Source organism: Streptomyces sp. CS113 (genome assembly GCF_002188365.1).
GTDB classification, from domain to species: Bacteria; Actinomycetota; Actinomycetes; order Streptomycetales; family Streptomycetaceae; genus Streptomyces; species Streptomyces tendae.
This window is the reverse complement of sequence record NZ_KZ195574.1, coordinates 1520347-1535151: the sequence shown is the minus strand read 5'-3', so window position 1 is coordinate 1535151 and position 14805 is coordinate 1520347. Positions and strand designations below refer to the sequence as shown.

The following is a 14805-nucleotide window of genomic DNA, read 5'->3' as shown; positions in this document are numbered from 1 at the left end:
TCCGGACAGGGAGCGGGTGGGTCCGGGGCCGGGTACCCGGGCGGGGGGCCGGAAACCGGCGGTATGGCGGCTTCCTGGCCCGTGCGCCACCGCCGCGCGGACGTTTGGGCGCCCCCGCCAAGGGGACGCGGAAGGCTCACGAGGTACGCGACAGCCCGGAGGCGAAACCGTGAGCCGACCCCGCATCGTGATCGTCGGTGCCGGCTTCGCCGGGTACCGGACGGCCCGCACCCTGTCCCGGCTCACCCGGCACCAGGCCGACATCACCCTGCTCAACCCGACCGACTACTTCCTCTACCTGCCCCTGCTGCCCCAGGTCGCCGCCGGAATCCTGGAACCGCGCCGGGTCAGCGTCTCCCTGTCGGGCACGCTGCCGCACGTACGGCTGGTGCTCGGAGAGGCCGACGGCATCGACCTCGACGGGCACACCGTGCGCTACACCGGCCCGGAGGGCGAGGAGGGCACCCTGCCCTTCGACCGGCTGGTGCTCGCCGCGGGCAGCGTCAACAAGCTGCTGCCCATCCCCGGTGTCGCCGAGCACGCCCACGGCTTCCGCGGCCTGCCGGAGGCGCTCTACCTGCGCGACCACGTGACCCGGCAGGTGGAGCTGGCCGCGGCGGCCGACGACCGGGCGGAGTGCGCCGCGCGGTGCACTTTCGTCGTGGTCGGCGCGGGCTACACCGGCACCGAGGTCGCCGCGCACGGCGCGATGTACACCGACGCGCAGGTGCGCAAGCACCCGATGCGCACCGGCATGCGGCCCCGCTGGATGCTGCTCGACGTGGCCCCCCGGGTCCTGCCCGAGATGGACGAACGGCTCTCCCGCACCGCCGAGCGGGTCCTGCGGCAGCGGGGCGTCGACGTGCGGATGGGGACCTCCGTGAAGGAGGCCACGCACGACGGGGTCGTGCTGACCGACGGGTCCACCGTCGACACCCGCACCCTGGTGTGGTGCGTGGGGGTGCGGCCCGACCCGCTGGTGGAGGCCCTGGGGCTGCCCATGGAACGCGGCCGGCTGCTCGTCGACCCCCACCTCCAGGTGCCGGGCCGGCCGGAGCTGTTCGCGTGCGGTGACGTGGCCGCGGTGCCCGACCTGAACCAGCCGGGCCAGTACACGCCGATGACCGCGCAGCACGCCTGGCGGCACGGCAAGGTCTGCGCCCAGAACGTCGCCGCGTCGCTCGGCATCGGGGAGCGGCGGGCCTACCGCCACCGTGACATGGGGTTCGTCGTGGACCTCGGCGGCGCCAAGGCCGCCGCCAACCCGCTCGGCCTGCCGATGTCCGGTCCGGCGGCGGGTGCGGTCACCCGCGGCTACCACCTCGCCGCGATGCCGGGCAACCGCGTGCGGGTCGCCGCCGACTGGCTCCTCGACGCGGTGCTGCCCCGGCAGGCCGTGCAACTGGGTCTCGTACGGTCCTGGTCCGTGCCGCTGGAGTCGTCGTCGCCCGAGGTCGCGCGGGTACCGGGGCGTCCGGACCGGACCGGGAAGGACGCGGGCCCCACCGGCCAGCGCCCCGACGGCGAGCAGACGAAGCACCGGCCGGGTGGCGAGTCCACGAGAAACCGGCCGGGTGGCGAACCCGAGAAGGGCCGGCCGGGCGCCGAGTCCGCCACGAATCAGCCTGGCGGCGAGCCCGCGAAGAACCAGCCGGGCGGCGAGCCCGCGAAGAACCAGCCGGGCGCCGAGCCCGCGAAGGCGCAACCCAGCGGCGAGCCGGCCAAGAATCAACCCGGCGGCGAGCCCGCCAAGAACCAACCGGGCGGCGAGTCCGCCGGAGGCCGGTCGCACGGTGGGCGGGCCAAGGGGGGCCAGTCCGGTTCGCCCCGTGCGTCCGGCAAGCCGCGCCGCGCCGCCGAGGCCGCCGGGCCGCGCCCCGCCCGAGGAGGCTCGGGCAAGCCCGGCAAGGCGTCCCGCGCCGCCGGAGCGGGCTCCGCCGGGAAGCGGCCCACCGCCCCGTCCGGACCGAGCCGGTCCGCCGGTCCGCCCGCCGACCCCGGTCCCGAACCCCCGGCGCACCAGCCGCCCCCCGGACCCGACATCGCCCCCGGCCCCGTCAAGCGCACCGACGGCCGCGCCGCGGAAGGAGACTCATGAACACCGGTGAACTCGTCGACCTCGGCCAGCAGTTGCGCGTCGACAGCGTACGGGCGTCCGCCGCCGCGGGCTCCGGGCACCCGACGTCGTCGATGTCCGCCGCGGACCTGATGGCCGTACTCCTGGCCAACCACCTCCGCTACGACTTCGAGCGCCCCGCCCACCCCGGCAACGACCGCTTCGTGCTCTCCAAGGGACACGCCTCGCCCCTGCTCTACTCCGCCTTCAAGGCGGCCGGTGCCATCGACGACGAGGAACTGCTCACCTTCCGCAAGCTGGGCAGCCGTCTGGAGGGGCACCCCACGCCGCAGCGGCTGCCGTGGGTCGAGACGGCCACCGGCTCGCTCGGCCAGGGGCTGCCCGTGGGCGTCGGCATCGCGCTGGCCGGCAAGCGGCTCGACCACGCCGACTACCGCGTGTGGGTGCTGTGCGGCGACAGCGAGCTGGCCGAGGGATCGGTGTGGGAGGCCGCCGAGCACGCCGGGTACGAGCACCTCGACAACCTCACCGTGATCGTCGACGTCAACCGGCTCGGCCAGCGCGGCCAGACCCGGCACGGCCACGACCTCGACGCGTACGCACGCCGGTTCCGCGCCTTCGAGTGGCACACGATCGAGGTCGACGGCCACGACGTCGACGCCGTCGACCGGGCCTACGGCGAGGCCCTGTCCACCAAGGGCCAGCCCACCGCGATCATCGCCCGCACCCTCAAGGGCAAGGGCGTGAGGGCCGTGGAGGACCGCGAGGGACAGCACGGCAAGCCGCTGCCCGAGGCCGAGGAGGCGATCGCCGAACTCGGCGGCCCCCGTGACATCACCGTGCGGGTGCACGCGCCCGAGGACGCCCGGGCGCTGCACTCGGCGGGCACCGGACAGACCGAGCTGCCCCGCTACGAAACGGGCGACGAGATCGCCACCCGCAACGCCTTCGGGGAGGCACTCGCCGCGGTCGGCACCGCACGCGGAGACGTCGTCGCCCTCGACGGCGAGGTCGGCGACTCCACCCGGGCCGAGTTCTTCGCCAAGGAACACCCCGAGCGCTACTTCGAGTGCTACATCGCCGAGCAGCAGATGGTCGCCGCCGCGGTCGGGATGGCGGCGCGCGGCCGGGTGCCGTTCGCCACCACCTTCGCGGCCTTCCTCACCCGCGCCTACGACTTCGTGCGGATGGCCTCGATCAGCGGTTCCGGGATCAACCTCGTCGGCTCCCACGCGGGCGTCGCCATCGGCCAGGACGGGCCCAGCCAGATGGGCCTGGAGGACCTGGCGATGATGCGGGCCGTCCACGGCTCGACCGTGCTGTACCCGTGCGACGCCAACCAGACCGCGCGCCTGGTCGCCGAGATGGCCGGCCTGGAGGGCATCCGCTACCTGCGCACCTCGCGCGGCGAGAGCAAGGTGATCTACGGCCCCGACGAGGAGTTCCCCGTCGGCGGCAGCAAGGTGCTGCGCTCCTCCGACGCCGACCGGCTCACCGTCGTCGCGGCCGGCGTCACCCTGCACGAGGCGCTCGCCGCTGCCGACGCCCTGGAGGCCGACGGCATCCCGGTCCGGGTGATCGACCTGTACTCGGTCAAGCCCGTCGACCGGGCCACCCTGCGCGCGGCCGCCGAGGAGACCGGCTGCCTGGTGACCGTGGAGGACCACCGCCGGGAGGGCGGCATCGGCGACGCCGTGCTGGACGCGTTCACGGACGGACGGCCCGTGCCCCGGCTGGTGCGGCTCGCGGTCACGACGATGCCGGGCTCCGCGACCCCGGCGGAGGAACTGCACGCGGCCGGGATCGACGCCGAGTCCATCGAGGCGACCGCCCGGATGCTGGTGGAGCAGGCGATCGTGCCGTGAGCGGGAGCGGCGACGGCACCCGCACCGTGCGGGCCGGACGGCACACGGTGGAGGTGCACCGGCCGGACAAGGTGCTGTTCCCGGCCGGTGACGGCGGCGCCGAGGAGTACACCAAGGGCGATCTCGTCGACTACCACCGTGCCGTCGCCCCGTTCATGCTGCCGCACCTGCGAGGCCGTCCGCTGATGCTGGAACGGCACCCGGACGGGATCGACGGACCGCGCTTCATGCAGAAGAACACTCCGGAGCACTACCCGGAGTGGATCGACCGCGTCGAGGTCGGCAAGGAGGGCGGCACCGTCTGCCACACCGTCTGCGACGACTCCGCCACCCTCGTCTACCTCGCCGACCAGGCCGCGCTCACCCTGCACCGCTGGCTGTCCCGAGCCGGCCGGGTCGACCGGCCGGACCGCATGGTCTTCGACCTCGACCCGTCCGGAGACGACTTCGAGGCGGTGCGGGCAGCCGCCCGGCTGCTGCACGAGCTGCTCGACGAGCTGAGGCTGCCCTCGGCACCGATGACCACCGGATCACGCGGACTGCACATCGTCGTCCCCCTGGACGGCCGCCAGGACTTCGACGACGTGCGCGAGTTCGCGCGGGCCGTCGCCGACGTCCTGGCCGCGGCCCACCCCGACCGGCTGACCACCGCCGCCCGCAAGAAGGACCGCGGCGACCGGCTCTACCTGGACATCCAGCGCAACGCCTACGCCCAGACCGCGGTCGCCCCCTTCACCGTGCGGGCCCGCCCCGGCGCCCCCGTGGCCACGCCCATCTCCTGGGACCAGGTGGACGACCCCGCCCTGCACGCCCGCCGCTGGACCGTCGCGGACGCCGTCGAGCAGGCCCGCACCCGGCCCTGGGCCGGGCTCACCGACCATCCCCGGGCCCTGGGTCCCGCCCGGCGGCGCCTGAACGCCTTGCACGGCTGAGCGGACTGCGCAACCCGGCGAGGTTTGGCGAACACACATGCGGCCACACGGAGGGGGAGGTGGCCATGTCGAACACGAAAAGCACATCCGACTCGCAAGACTCACAACAGAGTTCACGAAAGACCCATACATCTCAGAAGTCACAATCGTCACAGGAGTCGCGCCGTCCCAAGCCGATGGAGGTTCTGCGCGAGGCGCGCGCCCAGCTCGCGGAGCTCACCGGTATGACCGCCGAGTCCGTGTCGTCCTTCGAGCGGACGGACGAGGGCTGGGCCCTGGAGGTCGAGGTCCTGGAACTGGAGCGGGTGCCCGACACCATGAGCCTGATGGCGAGCTACCAGGTGGAACTGGACGACGAGGGGCAGCTCACGGGCTACCGGCGCGTACGTCGCTACGAGCGCGGCCGGGCCGACTCCCGCGGCGGCCGCTAGGCCGGCGCACGGCGCCCATCCTCACCAGCGAACACCACCCACACCACCGACAAGATGGAGGAACAGCAGGCATGACTGTCGTACCGGCACAACAGACCGGCGGCGGAGGCGGCAGCAGCGGCCTCTACGACGTGCTCGAGCTTGTTCTGGACAGGGGGCTCGTCATCGACGCCTTCGTGCGCGTCTCCCTGGTCGGCATCGAGATCCTGAAGATCGACGTCCGTGTCGTCGTCGCCAGCGTGGACACCTATCTGCGCTTCGCCGAGGCCTGCAACCGGCTCGACCTGGAGGCCGGGCCGCGCAAGGACCCGGGGCTGCCCGACCTGGTCGGCGAGATGACCGAGTCCGGCGCCCGCGGCAAGTCCAAGGGGGCGCTGTCCGGCGCCGCCGAGACCATCTCCGACGCGTTCAAGCAGGCCCGCGACGAGGGCGGCTCCGAGCGGGAGACCTCGTCGCGTCCGCGCGCCCGCAAGGCCGCCCCCTCGCGCCGTAAGGAGGAGCAGGAGTGAGTACCTACGTCTACGGCATCACCGCCGCCACGCATCCCTCGCTCCCCGAGGGCACGGACGGGGTCGGTGATCCGCCGCGCGAGGTGCGGATCCTCAAGGAGGGCGAGCTGGCGGCCGTCGTCAGTGACGCGCCCGAGGGACTGCGCCCCAAGCGCAGGGAACTGCTCGCCCACCAGAACGTGCTGAGCGAGATCGGTGCGGACGGCTGTGTGCTGCCCATGCGCTTCGGCAGCGTCGCCCCCGACGACCAGGCGGTCACCGGGGTCCTCGCCGAGCGCGCCGAGCACTACGCGGAACGCCTGGGGGCGCTGGACGGCCGGGTCGAGTACAACATCAAGGCCAACCACGTCGAAGAGGCCGTACTGCACCACGTGATGGCCGAGAACCCCGAGATCCGCGCCCTCGCCGAGTCCAACCGGCAGGCGGGCGGCGGGACCTACGAGACGAAGATCCGGCTCGGCGAGATGGTCGCGGCCGCGGTCAAGGGCAAGGAGGCCGAGGACGCCACCGCCCTCGAGCGCGCCCTGGAGAGCGCCGCCGACGCCGTCAGCGTGGGCCCCGAGTCCACCGGCTGGCTGGCGAACGTCTCGTTCCTGGTGAAGCGGGAGGCGGCCGACGAGTTCCTGGCCGCCGTCGAGCGGGCCCGCGGTGCCATGCCGCACCTGGAGGTCCGCGTGAACGGTCCGCTGCCGCCGTACAGCTTCGTCGAGCCCGGCCCGGCCGAGCCCGCGGGCACGGCGGCCGGCGGTGCGGACGCCGGAGCGGGGTGACGGCATGGGACTGATCTCGGAGGTCCTGCTGCTGCCGCTCGCACCGGTGCGCGGCAGCGCCTGGGCCATCAGGCAGGTGCTGGACGAGGCCGAGCGGATCTACTACGACCCCGCCACGGTGAGGGCCGAACTTGCCCGTCTGGAAGAGCAGTTGGAGGCCGGTGAGATCACGGAGGAGGAGTTCGACCGACAGGAGGACGAGCTTCTTGACCGGCTGGAGATCGCTACGCGCACGAGCGCGGGATTGGGCAACGGGACGGCACCATGAATCGAGTGGGACTGGGCCTCGCGATAGGGGCCGGCTACCTGCTGGGACGCACGAAGAAGCTGAAACTGGCGGTCGCCGTGGGCACCATGGTGGCCGGCAAGAAGATGAACCTCACCCCGAAGGGCATCGCCGAACTGGTCTCCGGACAACTGCAGAACAACCCGCAGTTCAAGGAGATCGGCGACCAGCTCCGCACGGACCTGAGGGGTGTGGGCAAGGCGGCCTCCGGGGCCATGGTCGAGCGGCAGATCGACGCGCTCGCCGACCGGCTGCACGGGCGCACCGCCGAGGTGCGCGACCAGCTCTCCGGCGTGGCGTCCCGGGCACCCGGCGTCGGATCCGACGACTCCCGCGACCGCGACCGTGACTCCGAGGACTCGGAGGACTCGGAGTACGAGGACGACGGCAGGCGTGAGGAGCCCGAGGAGCGCGAGGAGTACCAGGACGCCGACGAGCCCGAGCAGGCCGAACAGGACGAGGAGCCGGACGAGCGGCGCGCGCCCCGGCGCGAGCGGCCCGCGAAGAAGGCCCCGCCCGAGGCGCGCAAGGCGGCCGGGAAGGCGCCCGCGAAGAAGGCAGCGGCCAAGGCTCCCGCGAAGAAGGCGGCGGCGAAGCGGGCCCAGCCCGCCAAGAAGGCGGCCGGAAAGAAGACGGCAGGGGCCAGGAGCGCCGCTCGCGGTGCCACTGCCCGGCAGTCGAAGGGCGGTGGTGAGCGATGAGCGACACCCTGGGGTCCGCGGCCTCCTCGGCGGGCAAGGCCGCCAAGAAGAACCCGCTGGCCGACGTGGCGCAGAGCGAGGCGGCCGACCGGCTGAAGGCCGAGGTGCAGGACTACCTCGCCGCCCAGGCCACCCGGCTGCTGACCGGCGTCGGCACCAAGCTCGGCCAGACCACCGGCAAGCTCAACGACATCGCCGAGGGCAACAGCCCGGGATTCGCCAAGCTCGCCCTCGACGGCGGACGCAAGCTCGCCGAGGGCAAGAGTCCGATGCGGGCCGCCTTCGAGGTCGGCGCGGGCAAGGTGAAGGACAACGTGGTCGGCGCCTTCAAGAACCTCACCGGCGGCAAGGGCCGCAAGAAGGGCGGCGGGGGGCAGAAGCCGACCGTCATCATCGAGTACGTCGACGTCGGCGTACCGCTGCGCACCGCCTACGACCAGTGGACCCAGTACCAGGACTTCAGCACCTTCGCCAAGGGCGTCAAGAGCGCGAACCGCGCCGACGACACGTCCTCGGACTGGCAGCTGAAGGTCTTCTGGTCCAACCGCAGCTGGAAGGCGACGACCACCGAGCAGGTGCCCGACGACCGGATCTCCTGGACGTCCGAGGGCGCCAAGGGCTCGACCAAGGGTGTCGTCAGCTTCCACGAGCTGGCCGACAGCCTGACCCGCGTGGTCCTGGTCATCGAGTACTACCCGAAGGGCCTGTTCGAGAAGACCGGCAACATCTGGCGCGCCCAGGGCCGCCGGGCCCGGCTCGACCTCAAGAACTACGTCCGCCACATCACCTTCAAGGGCGAGGCGGACGACGGCTGGCGCGGCGAGATCCGCGACGGCGAGGTGGTCCGCAGCCACGAGGACGCGGTCGCGGAGGAGGAGCAGCAGCGCCGGGACGACGAGGAGTCCGAGGCCGAGTACGAGGAGCAGCCCGAGGACGCCTACGAGGAGGAGTCCGAGGACGCCTACGAGGAGGAACCGGAGGACGCCTACGAGGAGGAACCCGAGGGCGGGTACGAGGAGGCCGAGGGGGACAAGGAAGCCGGGGAGGACGAGTACGCGTCCCGTGACGAGTACGAGTACGAGGACGCCGAGGGCGGGAGCCGTCGATGACCACCCCCAGCCGGCTGCCCGATCCCTACGGCCAGGGACAGAGCGCCAACCTCGCCGACATCCTGGAGCGGGTGCTCGACAAGGGAGTCGTGATCGCGGGCGACATCAAGATCAACCTGCTCGACATCGAGTTGCTGACCATCAAGCTGCGACTCGTCGTCGCCTCCGTCGACAAGGCCAAGGAGATGGGCATCGACTGGTGGGAGAGCGACCCCGCACTGTCCTCGCGCGCCCGGCACGACGAGCTCACCCGGGAGAACGCGGCGCTCCGCGAACGCCTGCGCGAGCTGGACCCGGGCCGCGTACCGAGGGAGGCGCCGTGACCGGACTGCGCTACGTCTACGCCGTCTGCCGGCCCTTCGGCGCGGCCCTCCAGGCCCAGCTCGCCGGGGTGTCGGGCGACCCGCCCCGGCTGCTGTCGCACGGCGACCTGGTCGCCGTCGTCAGCCATGTGCCCGAGGCCGACTTCGGCGAGGAGGCGCTGCGCGCCCACCTGGAGGACCTGGACTGGCTGACCGCCACCGCCCGCGCCCACCAGCAGGTGGTCGACGCGCTCACCGCCGTCACCACCCCGCTGCCGCTGCGGCTCGCCACCGTCTTCCGCGACGACAGCGGCGTACGCGTCATGCTGGAGGAGCGCGAGGCGGCCTTCCGGCGCACGCTCGACCGGCTGGACGGCAGGGTGGAGTGGGGCGTGAAGGTGTTCGTCGAGGCGGACCCGGCGCGGCAGGCGGAGTCCGAGTGGCCGGCCGCCTCGGCCCCGGCCGCGCCCAAGCCGGTGTCGGGCCGGGACTACCTGCGGCAGCGGCGCCGGCAGACCCGGGCGAACGAGGACCTGTGGAGCAGGGCCGAGGAGTTCGCCACCGGGCTGCACACGAGGCTGTCCGACCGGGCCGACGACGCACGCCTGCACGCCCCGCAGAACCCCCGCCTTTCCGGTGCCGCAGGACGGAACGTTCTCAATGCCGCCTATCTGGTGGCCAGGGACACATCCGAGGAATTCGTCGAAATGGTGGACCGTACGAAGGACGACGCCCCCGGAATTCGCGTGGAACTCACCGGCCCGTGGGCGGCCTATTCCTTCGCCGGAGAAGCAGAGGGGGAGGGCTCGTGACCGTCGTGGAGCGCCGGGAGATCGCCCTGGTGGACCTGCTCGACCGGCTGCTGGCCGGCGGAGTCGTCATCACCGGCGACGTCACGCTGCGCATCGCGGACGTCGACCTGGTCCGCATCGACCTGAACGCGCTGATCAGCTCGGTCAACCGCAACGTGCCCTCACCGTTCGGGGACTGACGTGAGCGAACACCCCGAGCCCGCAGGGCCCGCCGAGCCCCCCAAGCGCCGCCTCGACCTCGATCCCGACACCGTCGAGCGCGACCTGATCAAGCTGGTGCTGACCGTCGTCGAACTGCTGCGCCAGCTCATGGAGCGCCAGGCGCTGCGCCGTGTCGACGAGGGCGACCTGAGCGAGGACCAGGAGGAGCGGATCGGCCTCACGCTGATGCTCCTCGACGACCGCATGACCGAACTGCGGGACCGCTACGGACTGCGGCCCGAGGACCTGAACCTGGACCTCGGGCCGCTGGGACCGCTGCTGCCCCGGGAGTGAGTACTCCCGGGGCAGCACGGCCTCGTCATCTGTTGTCCGTCGTCACCGGTCGTTCACCACCGGTACCAGCGGCTCCTGCCGCCGCCGGCCGTCGTCCCGCGGGCCAGGAAACCGATCACCCACAGGACCAGAACCGCCAGAGCGATCCACCAGAGAACCTTCACCGCGAATCCGACACCGAAAAGGATGATCGCGAGAAGCAGTACGAGCAGAAGCGGAACCATAATGTTGAACCTCCTGTCGTACTGGTTTCCCGAATTTCACCGGACAGGCGTCGGTGATGCTTCCTTTCGGCACAGAATTTCTCCGTGCAGGACGCTGAACCAGCTTTCCGGGTGCCGTCCCCACTCCCGCCACGCCGCCGAGACGGCGCGCAGCTGCCCGGGCGTCGCATGGCCGCCCTCGGTGGCGCGCTCCGCGTACGCCGACGCCAGGGTGCGGTCCGCCCACAGGCCGCTCCACCACTCCCGCTCCTCGGGCGTGGCGAAGGTCCAGGTGGCGGAGGTCGCCGTGATGTCCGTGAACCCCGCCCGGAGCGCCCAGGCCTTCAGCCGGCGCCCGGCGTCGGGTTCGCCCCCGTTGGCGCGGGCCACCCGGTGGTACAGGTCCAGCCAGTCGTCCATGCCCGGGGACGCGGGGTACCAGGTCATGGCGCCGTAGTCGGAGTCGCGGACGGCGATGATGCCGTTCGGCCGCGCGACCCGCCTCATCTCGCGCAGCGCCCCCACCGGGTCGCCCACGTGCTGGAGCACCTGGTGGGCGTGGACCACGCAGAAGGTGTCGTCCGGGTAGTCCAGCGCGTGCACGTCCGCGACCGCGAAGTCGGTGTTGCCGAGCCCGCGCCCGGCGGCCGTGGCCCGGGCCTGCTCCACGATCTCCGGCGACCGGTCCACGCCGGTGACGTGGCCCTGCGGAACCAGCTCCGCCAGGTCGGCGGTGATGGTGCCCGGCCCGCAGCCGACGTCCAGGATCCGCATGTGGGGCCGCAGGGATCCGAGCAGGTAGGCGGCGGAGTTCTCGGCGGTGCGCCAGGTGTGTGAGCGCAGCACCGACTCGTGGTGCCCGTGCGTGTAGACGGCGGTCTCGTGCGGCTTCGGCATGGTGGATCCCCTCTCCCGACAGTGCGCTCACGGTACGCCCGCCAGCCGCATGGTGAGATACACGTATTGCCATGTGGACTGACGAGCCGTCAGGCAGGGGTCGGCCGGGACGGAGGGGATCGGGGGTCCGGCGGGAGCGGGTTCAGGAGAGCAGTCCGCCACCGGGCATCGGCCGGTACACCGTGAGCGCCTCGGGCAGCTTCTCCAGCGTCAGGTCGCCCTCCGTCTCGGTCAGCTCACCGTCGAACGCCATCAGCGTGCCGGGCGCGACACCCGACAGGCGCAGCCGGGGCACCTGCACCGCCGCGTGCGCGGGCGAGCGGGTCAGCGGTCCCGCGAGCGCCGCGGACAGCAGCCGCAGGGCCGGCCGGCGCCCCCCGTGCACCACCCGTACGTCCAACTGCCCGTCCGCCAGGTCCAGCCGGCGCCCCGAGGCGAGTCCCCGGCGGTGGTACGTGCCGTTGCCCGCGAACAGCATCCACAGCGGACGCCTGCGGCCGCGCACCTCGGCCTCCAGCGGATGCCGGTCGGCGCGCAGCACCCGCACGGCCGCCAGCACCCCGGCCGGCCAGCCCCCGATCCGGGACGACCAGCGCTCCCGCTCGTTGACCAGCTCCGGGTACACGCCGAGGCTGAAGGTGTTCAGGAAGACGCCGCGCCGCCCGCCGGAGGCGAACCGGCCCACGTCCACCCGCACCCCCTCGCCCCGCTCCAGCGCCCCGCACAGGTCCCGTACGTCCTCCACGCCCAGGTCGTAGGCGAAGTGGTTGAGCGTGCCGCCGGGCAGGACCGCCAGCGGCAGGCCGTGGCGGAGCGCGATCTCGGCGGCGGCGTTCACGGTGCCGTCGCCGCCGCACACGCCGAGCACCCGGGCGCGGCCGGCCGCCTTCTCCAGCTCCGCCCGGACGTCGCCGGGCTCGCACTCCACGACCTCGGCGTCGGGCAGCGCGTCGCACAGGGCCCGCACCCGGTCCGAGGTGCCCGAGCCGATGTTGGCCACCATGACCAGTCCCTCGCCCCCCGGCAGAGCCGGCACCTCGGCACGCGGCCGGGCCGGCGGGGTGTGCTGGGCCCGAGTCGGCACCATGCCCCGTACGGCGAACGCGGCCCCCGCCCCGAGCGCGGCACCGGCCAGGACGTCGCTCGGGAAGTGGACGCCCGTGTAGACCCGGGACAGGGCGACCGCGGCGGCCACCGGGGCGACCGCCGCACCCCACGCCGGGGACTCCAGCGCCACCCCAGTCGCGAACGCGGCGGCCGAGGCCGCGTGCCCCGAGGGGAAGGACGTCGTGATCGGCTGCCGCTTCAGCTGCCGGACCAGCGGCACCGGGTCCAGTACCGGGCGGGGCCGGCGCACCGAGCGCTTGCCGAGGGTGTTGATCGTCAGCGAGGCCAGACCCAGCGAGGCGATCCCCCGGGCCGCCGCACGGCGCGCCCTCGGCGTGCGCGACGCGGCCAGGGCGGCGGCCGCGGCGAACCACAGCACCCCGTGGTTGGCGCTGCGGCTCAACCGGGGCAGCAGCGGGTCGGCGCCGGGCCAGGTGCGGGCGGCGACGGCCTCGAACACCCGCTGGTCCAGCCGCAGGAAGCCGTTGCGGAGGGGGTGCGGGCCGGGCGTGGTGGCGGTGAGGTCTACGTCGGGGCTCATGGGTCCCGCCTACCCTGCGGACGGCGTTTCCTGCCGGTGCCCCGCCCGTGTCCCGCCTCACGTGCCGACGGCGCGGGTGCGGCGGACGAAAAGGGTTTGCCCGGAGCGTGGCCGGAGCCGCAGAATCCGGTGCCATGGGTCACCTCGAAGCCGCGCACCTGGAGTACTACCTCCCCGACGGGAGGGCACTCCTCGGCGACGTCTCCTTCCGCGTGGGGGAGGGGGCCGTCGTGGCCCTCGTCGGACCCAACGGCGCGGGCAAGACCACCCTGCTGCGCCTGCTGGCCGGCGAGCTGAAGTCGCACGGGGGCTCCGTCACCGTTACCGGCGGCCTCGGTGTCATGCGCCAGTTCGTCGGCTCCGTGCGGGACGAGACGACCGTGCGCGACCTGCTGGTGTCCGTGGCGCAGCCCCGGATCCGCGAGGCCGCGCGCGCCGTCGACGCCGCCGAGCACGCGATCATGACGGTGGACGACGAGGCCGCCCAGCTGGCGTACGCGCAGGCCCTCGCCGACTGGGCCGAGGCGCGCGGGTACGAGGCGGAGACGCTGTGGGACATCTGCACCACCGCCGCGCTAGGGGTGCCGTACGAGAAGGCCCAGTGGCGGCAGGTGAGCACGCTCTCCGGCGGTGAGCAGAAACGCCTGGTCCTGGAGGCCCTGCTGCGCGGCACCGACGAGGTGCTCCTGCTCGACGAGCCGGACAACTACCTCGACGTGCCCGGCAAGCGCTGGCTGGAGGAGCGGCTCGCCGAGACCCGCAAGACCGTGCTCTTCGTCTCCCACGACCGCGAACTGCTGGCCCGCGCCGCGCAGAAGATCGTCTCCGTGGAGCCCGGCCCCGCCGGCGCCGACGCCTGGGTGCACGGCGGCGGCTTCGCCACCTTCCACGAGGCCCGCCGGGAGCGCTTCGCCCGCTTCGAGGAACTGCGCCGCCGCTGGGACGAGAAGCACGCCCAGCTGAAGAAGCTGGTGCTGACACTGCGTCAGGCCGCCGAGAACAGCGCGGACCTCGCGTCCCGCTACCGCGCCGCCCAGACCCGGCTGCGCAAGTTCGAGGAGGCCGGACCGCCGCCCGAGCCGCCGCGCGAGCAGGACATCAGGATGCGCCTGAAGGGCGGCCGCACCGGCATCCGCGCCGTCACCTGCGAGCGACTGGAACTCACCGGCCTGATGAAACCCTTCGACCTGGAGGTCTTCTACGGCGAACGGGTCGCCGTCCTCGGCTCCAACGGCTCCGGCAAGTCGCACTTCCTGCGGCTGCTGGCCGGCGACGACGTGGCGCACACCGGGGACTGGAAGCTCGGGGCGCGCGTGGTACCCGGCCACTTCGCGCAGACCCACGCCCACCCCGAGCTGCTGGGCCGCACCCTCCTGGACATCCTGTGGACCGAGCACGCCCAGGACCGGGGCGCCGCCATGTCCCGGCTGCGCCGCTACGAGCTGACCCAGCAGGCCGAGCGGGCCTTCGACCGGCTCTCCGGCGGCCAGCAGGCCCGCTTCCAGATCCTGCTGCTCGAACTCCAGGGCGTCACCGCCCTGCTCCTCGACGAGCCCACCGACAACCTGGACCTGGAATCGGCGGAAGCCCTCCAGGAGGGCCTGGAGGGCTTCGAGGGCACGGTCCTCGCGGTCACCCACGACCGCTGGTTCGCCCGCTCCTTCGACCGGTACCTGGTCTTCGGCAGCGACGGGCGGGTGCGCGAGACGGCCCAGCCGGTCTGGGACGAACGCCGGGTGGAGCGGGCCCGCTAGCGCCGGTACGACCG

At 73.0% G+C, this 14805-nt stretch carries 17 protein-coding genes; 14 read left to right on the top strand and 3 right to left on the bottom strand.

Annotated elements, in window-relative coordinates; genetic code table 11:
* Window positions 1-169: 169 nt before the first annotated feature.
* From B9W62_RS06575 to B9W62_RS06515, 13 genes are all read left to right on the top strand, one after another.
* Window positions 170-2098 carry an NAD(P)/FAD-dependent oxidoreductase gene (locus B9W62_RS06575; RefSeq protein ID WP_087806082.1) on the top strand — a complete coding sequence of 643 codons (1929 nt, stop codon included), beginning with the start codon at window positions 170-172 and terminating at the stop codon, window positions 2096-2098.
* Window positions 2095-3942, top strand: coding sequence for a transketolase (locus tag B9W62_RS06570; protein WP_087806080.1), 1848 nt, complete (start codon window positions 2095-2097; stop codon window positions 3940-3942). The genes B9W62_RS06575 and B9W62_RS06570 overlap by 4 nt, the downstream gene beginning before the upstream one ends.
* Before the next feature lie 26 nt (window positions 3943-3968).
* Complete coding sequence (gene ligD, locus B9W62_RS06565; protein ID WP_373433733.1) at window positions 3969-4874, top strand: non-homologous end-joining DNA ligase; 906 nt, start codon at window positions 3969-3971, stop codon at window positions 4872-4874.
* 65 nt (window positions 4875-4939) lie between these two features.
* Window positions 4940-5305, top strand: a complete 366-nt coding sequence (locus tag B9W62_RS06560) for a gas vesicle protein GvpO (RefSeq protein ID WP_087811777.1) — start codon at window positions 4940-4942, stop codon at window positions 5303-5305.
* A gap of 71 nt (window positions 5306-5376) precedes the next feature.
* Window positions 5377-5814: a gas vesicle structural protein GvpA gene (locus B9W62_RS06555; RefSeq protein WP_030178468.1), complete on the top strand. Its 438-nt coding sequence runs from the start codon at window positions 5377-5379 to the stop codon at window positions 5812-5814.
* A complete protein-coding gene (locus B9W62_RS06550) occupies window positions 5811-6584 on the top strand; it encodes a GvpL/GvpF family gas vesicle protein (protein WP_087806075.1) in 774 nt (257 codons plus the stop codon). The genes B9W62_RS06555 and B9W62_RS06550 overlap by 4 nt, the downstream gene beginning before the upstream one ends.
* 4 nt (window positions 6585-6588) lie before the next feature.
* A complete protein-coding gene (locus B9W62_RS06545) occupies window positions 6589-6852 on the top strand; it encodes a gas vesicle protein GvpG (protein ID WP_087811776.1) in 264 nt (87 codons plus the stop codon).
* Window positions 6849-7571 carry a DNA primase gene (locus B9W62_RS06540; protein WP_087806073.1) on the top strand — a complete coding sequence of 241 codons (723 nt, stop codon included), beginning with the start codon at window positions 6849-6851 and terminating at the stop codon, window positions 7569-7571. The genes B9W62_RS06545 and B9W62_RS06540 overlap by 4 nt, the downstream gene beginning before the upstream one ends.
* On the top strand, window positions 7568-8680 hold the full coding sequence (locus tag B9W62_RS06535; RefSeq protein ID WP_087806071.1) for an SRPBCC family protein: 1113 nt from the start codon (window positions 7568-7570) through the stop codon (window positions 8678-8680). The genes B9W62_RS06540 and B9W62_RS06535 overlap by 4 nt, the downstream gene beginning before the upstream one ends.
* Complete coding sequence (locus B9W62_RS06530; protein ID WP_073730590.1) at window positions 8677-9003, top strand: gas vesicle protein; 327 nt, start codon at window positions 8677-8679, stop codon at window positions 9001-9003. The genes B9W62_RS06535 and B9W62_RS06530 overlap by 4 nt, the downstream gene beginning before the upstream one ends.
* Window positions 9000-9794, top strand: a complete 795-nt coding sequence (locus B9W62_RS06525; RefSeq protein WP_087806069.1) for a GvpL/GvpF family gas vesicle protein — start codon at window positions 9000-9002, stop codon at window positions 9792-9794. The genes B9W62_RS06530 and B9W62_RS06525 overlap by 4 nt, the downstream gene beginning before the upstream one ends.
* Complete coding sequence (locus B9W62_RS06520; RefSeq protein WP_003972471.1) at window positions 9791-9973, top strand: gas vesicle protein; 183 nt, start codon at window positions 9791-9793, stop codon at window positions 9971-9973. The genes B9W62_RS06525 and B9W62_RS06520 overlap by 4 nt, the downstream gene beginning before the upstream one ends.
* Window position 9974: 1 nt before the next feature.
* Window positions 9975-10289 carry a gas vesicle protein K gene (locus B9W62_RS06515; protein WP_087806067.1) on the top strand — a complete coding sequence of 105 codons (315 nt, stop codon included), beginning with the start codon at window positions 9975-9977 and terminating at the stop codon, window positions 10287-10289.
* A gap of 53 nt (window positions 10290-10342) precedes the next feature.
* Here B9W62_RS06515 and B9W62_RS06510 read toward each other — a convergent pair whose 3' ends face one another.
* The 3 genes from B9W62_RS06510 to B9W62_RS06500 all read right to left on the bottom strand — a co-directional run bounded on the left by B9W62_RS06510 (window position 10343) and on the right by B9W62_RS06500 (window position 13037).
* Complete coding sequence (locus B9W62_RS06510) at window positions 10343-10513, bottom strand: hydrophobic protein (RefSeq protein WP_087806065.1); 171 nt, start codon at window positions 10511-10513, stop codon at window positions 10343-10345.
* A 36-nt stretch (window positions 10514-10549) separates the two neighbouring features.
* Window positions 10550-11389 carry a class I SAM-dependent methyltransferase gene (locus tag B9W62_RS06505; RefSeq protein ID WP_087806063.1) on the bottom strand — a complete coding sequence of 280 codons (840 nt, stop codon included), beginning with the start codon at window positions 11387-11389 and terminating at the stop codon, window positions 10550-10552.
* A 142-nt stretch (window positions 11390-11531) separates the two neighbouring features.
* Window positions 11532-13037, bottom strand: a complete 1506-nt coding sequence (locus B9W62_RS06500; protein ID WP_087806061.1) for a bifunctional phosphatase PAP2/diacylglycerol kinase family protein — start codon at window positions 13035-13037, stop codon at window positions 11532-11534.
* Window positions 13038-13171: 134 nt separating this feature from the next.
* Between B9W62_RS06500 and B9W62_RS06495 the strand changes: the two genes are divergently transcribed.
* Complete coding sequence (locus B9W62_RS06495; protein WP_087806059.1) at window positions 13172-14791, top strand: ABC-F family ATP-binding cassette domain-containing protein; 1620 nt, start codon at window positions 13172-13174, stop codon at window positions 14789-14791.
* The last annotated feature ends 14 nt before the right edge of the window (window positions 14792-14805 follow it).

Coding starts and splice junctions, on each gene's coding strand:
- B9W62_RS06495 (WP_087806059.1), top strand. CDS start 13,172: ATGGGTCACCTCGAAGCCGCGCACCTGGAGTACTACCTCCCCGACGGG.
- B9W62_RS06505 (WP_087806063.1), bottom strand. CDS start 11,389: ATGCCGAAGCCGCACGAGACCGCCGTCTACACGCACGGGCACCACGAG.
- B9W62_RS06545 (WP_087811776.1), top strand. CDS start 6,589: ATGGGACTGATCTCGGAGGTCCTGCTGCTGCCGCTCGCACCGGTGCGC.
- B9W62_RS06535 (WP_087806071.1), top strand. CDS start 7,568: ATGAGCGACACCCTGGGGTCCGCGGCCTCCTCGGCGGGCAAGGCCGCC.
- B9W62_RS06555 (WP_030178468.1), top strand. CDS start 5,377: ATGACTGTCGTACCGGCACAACAGACCGGCGGCGGAGGCGGCAGCAGC.
- B9W62_RS06570 (WP_087806080.1), top strand. CDS start 2,095: ATGAACACCGGTGAACTCGTCGACCTCGGCCAGCAGTTGCGCGTCGAC.
- B9W62_RS06560 (WP_087811777.1), top strand. CDS start 4,940: ATGTCGAACACGAAAAGCACATCCGACTCGCAAGACTCACAACAGAGT.
- B9W62_RS06510 (WP_087806065.1), bottom strand. CDS start 10,513: ATGGTTCCGCTTCTGCTCGTACTGCTTCTCGCGATCATCCTTTTCGGT.
- B9W62_RS06540 (WP_087806073.1), top strand. CDS start 6,849: ATGAATCGAGTGGGACTGGGCCTCGCGATAGGGGCCGGCTACCTGCTG.
- B9W62_RS06530 (WP_073730590.1), top strand. CDS start 8,677: ATGACCACCCCCAGCCGGCTGCCCGATCCCTACGGCCAGGGACAGAGC.
- B9W62_RS06500 (WP_087806061.1), bottom strand. CDS start 13,037: ATGAGCCCCGACGTAGACCTCACCGCCACCACGCCCGGCCCGCACCCC.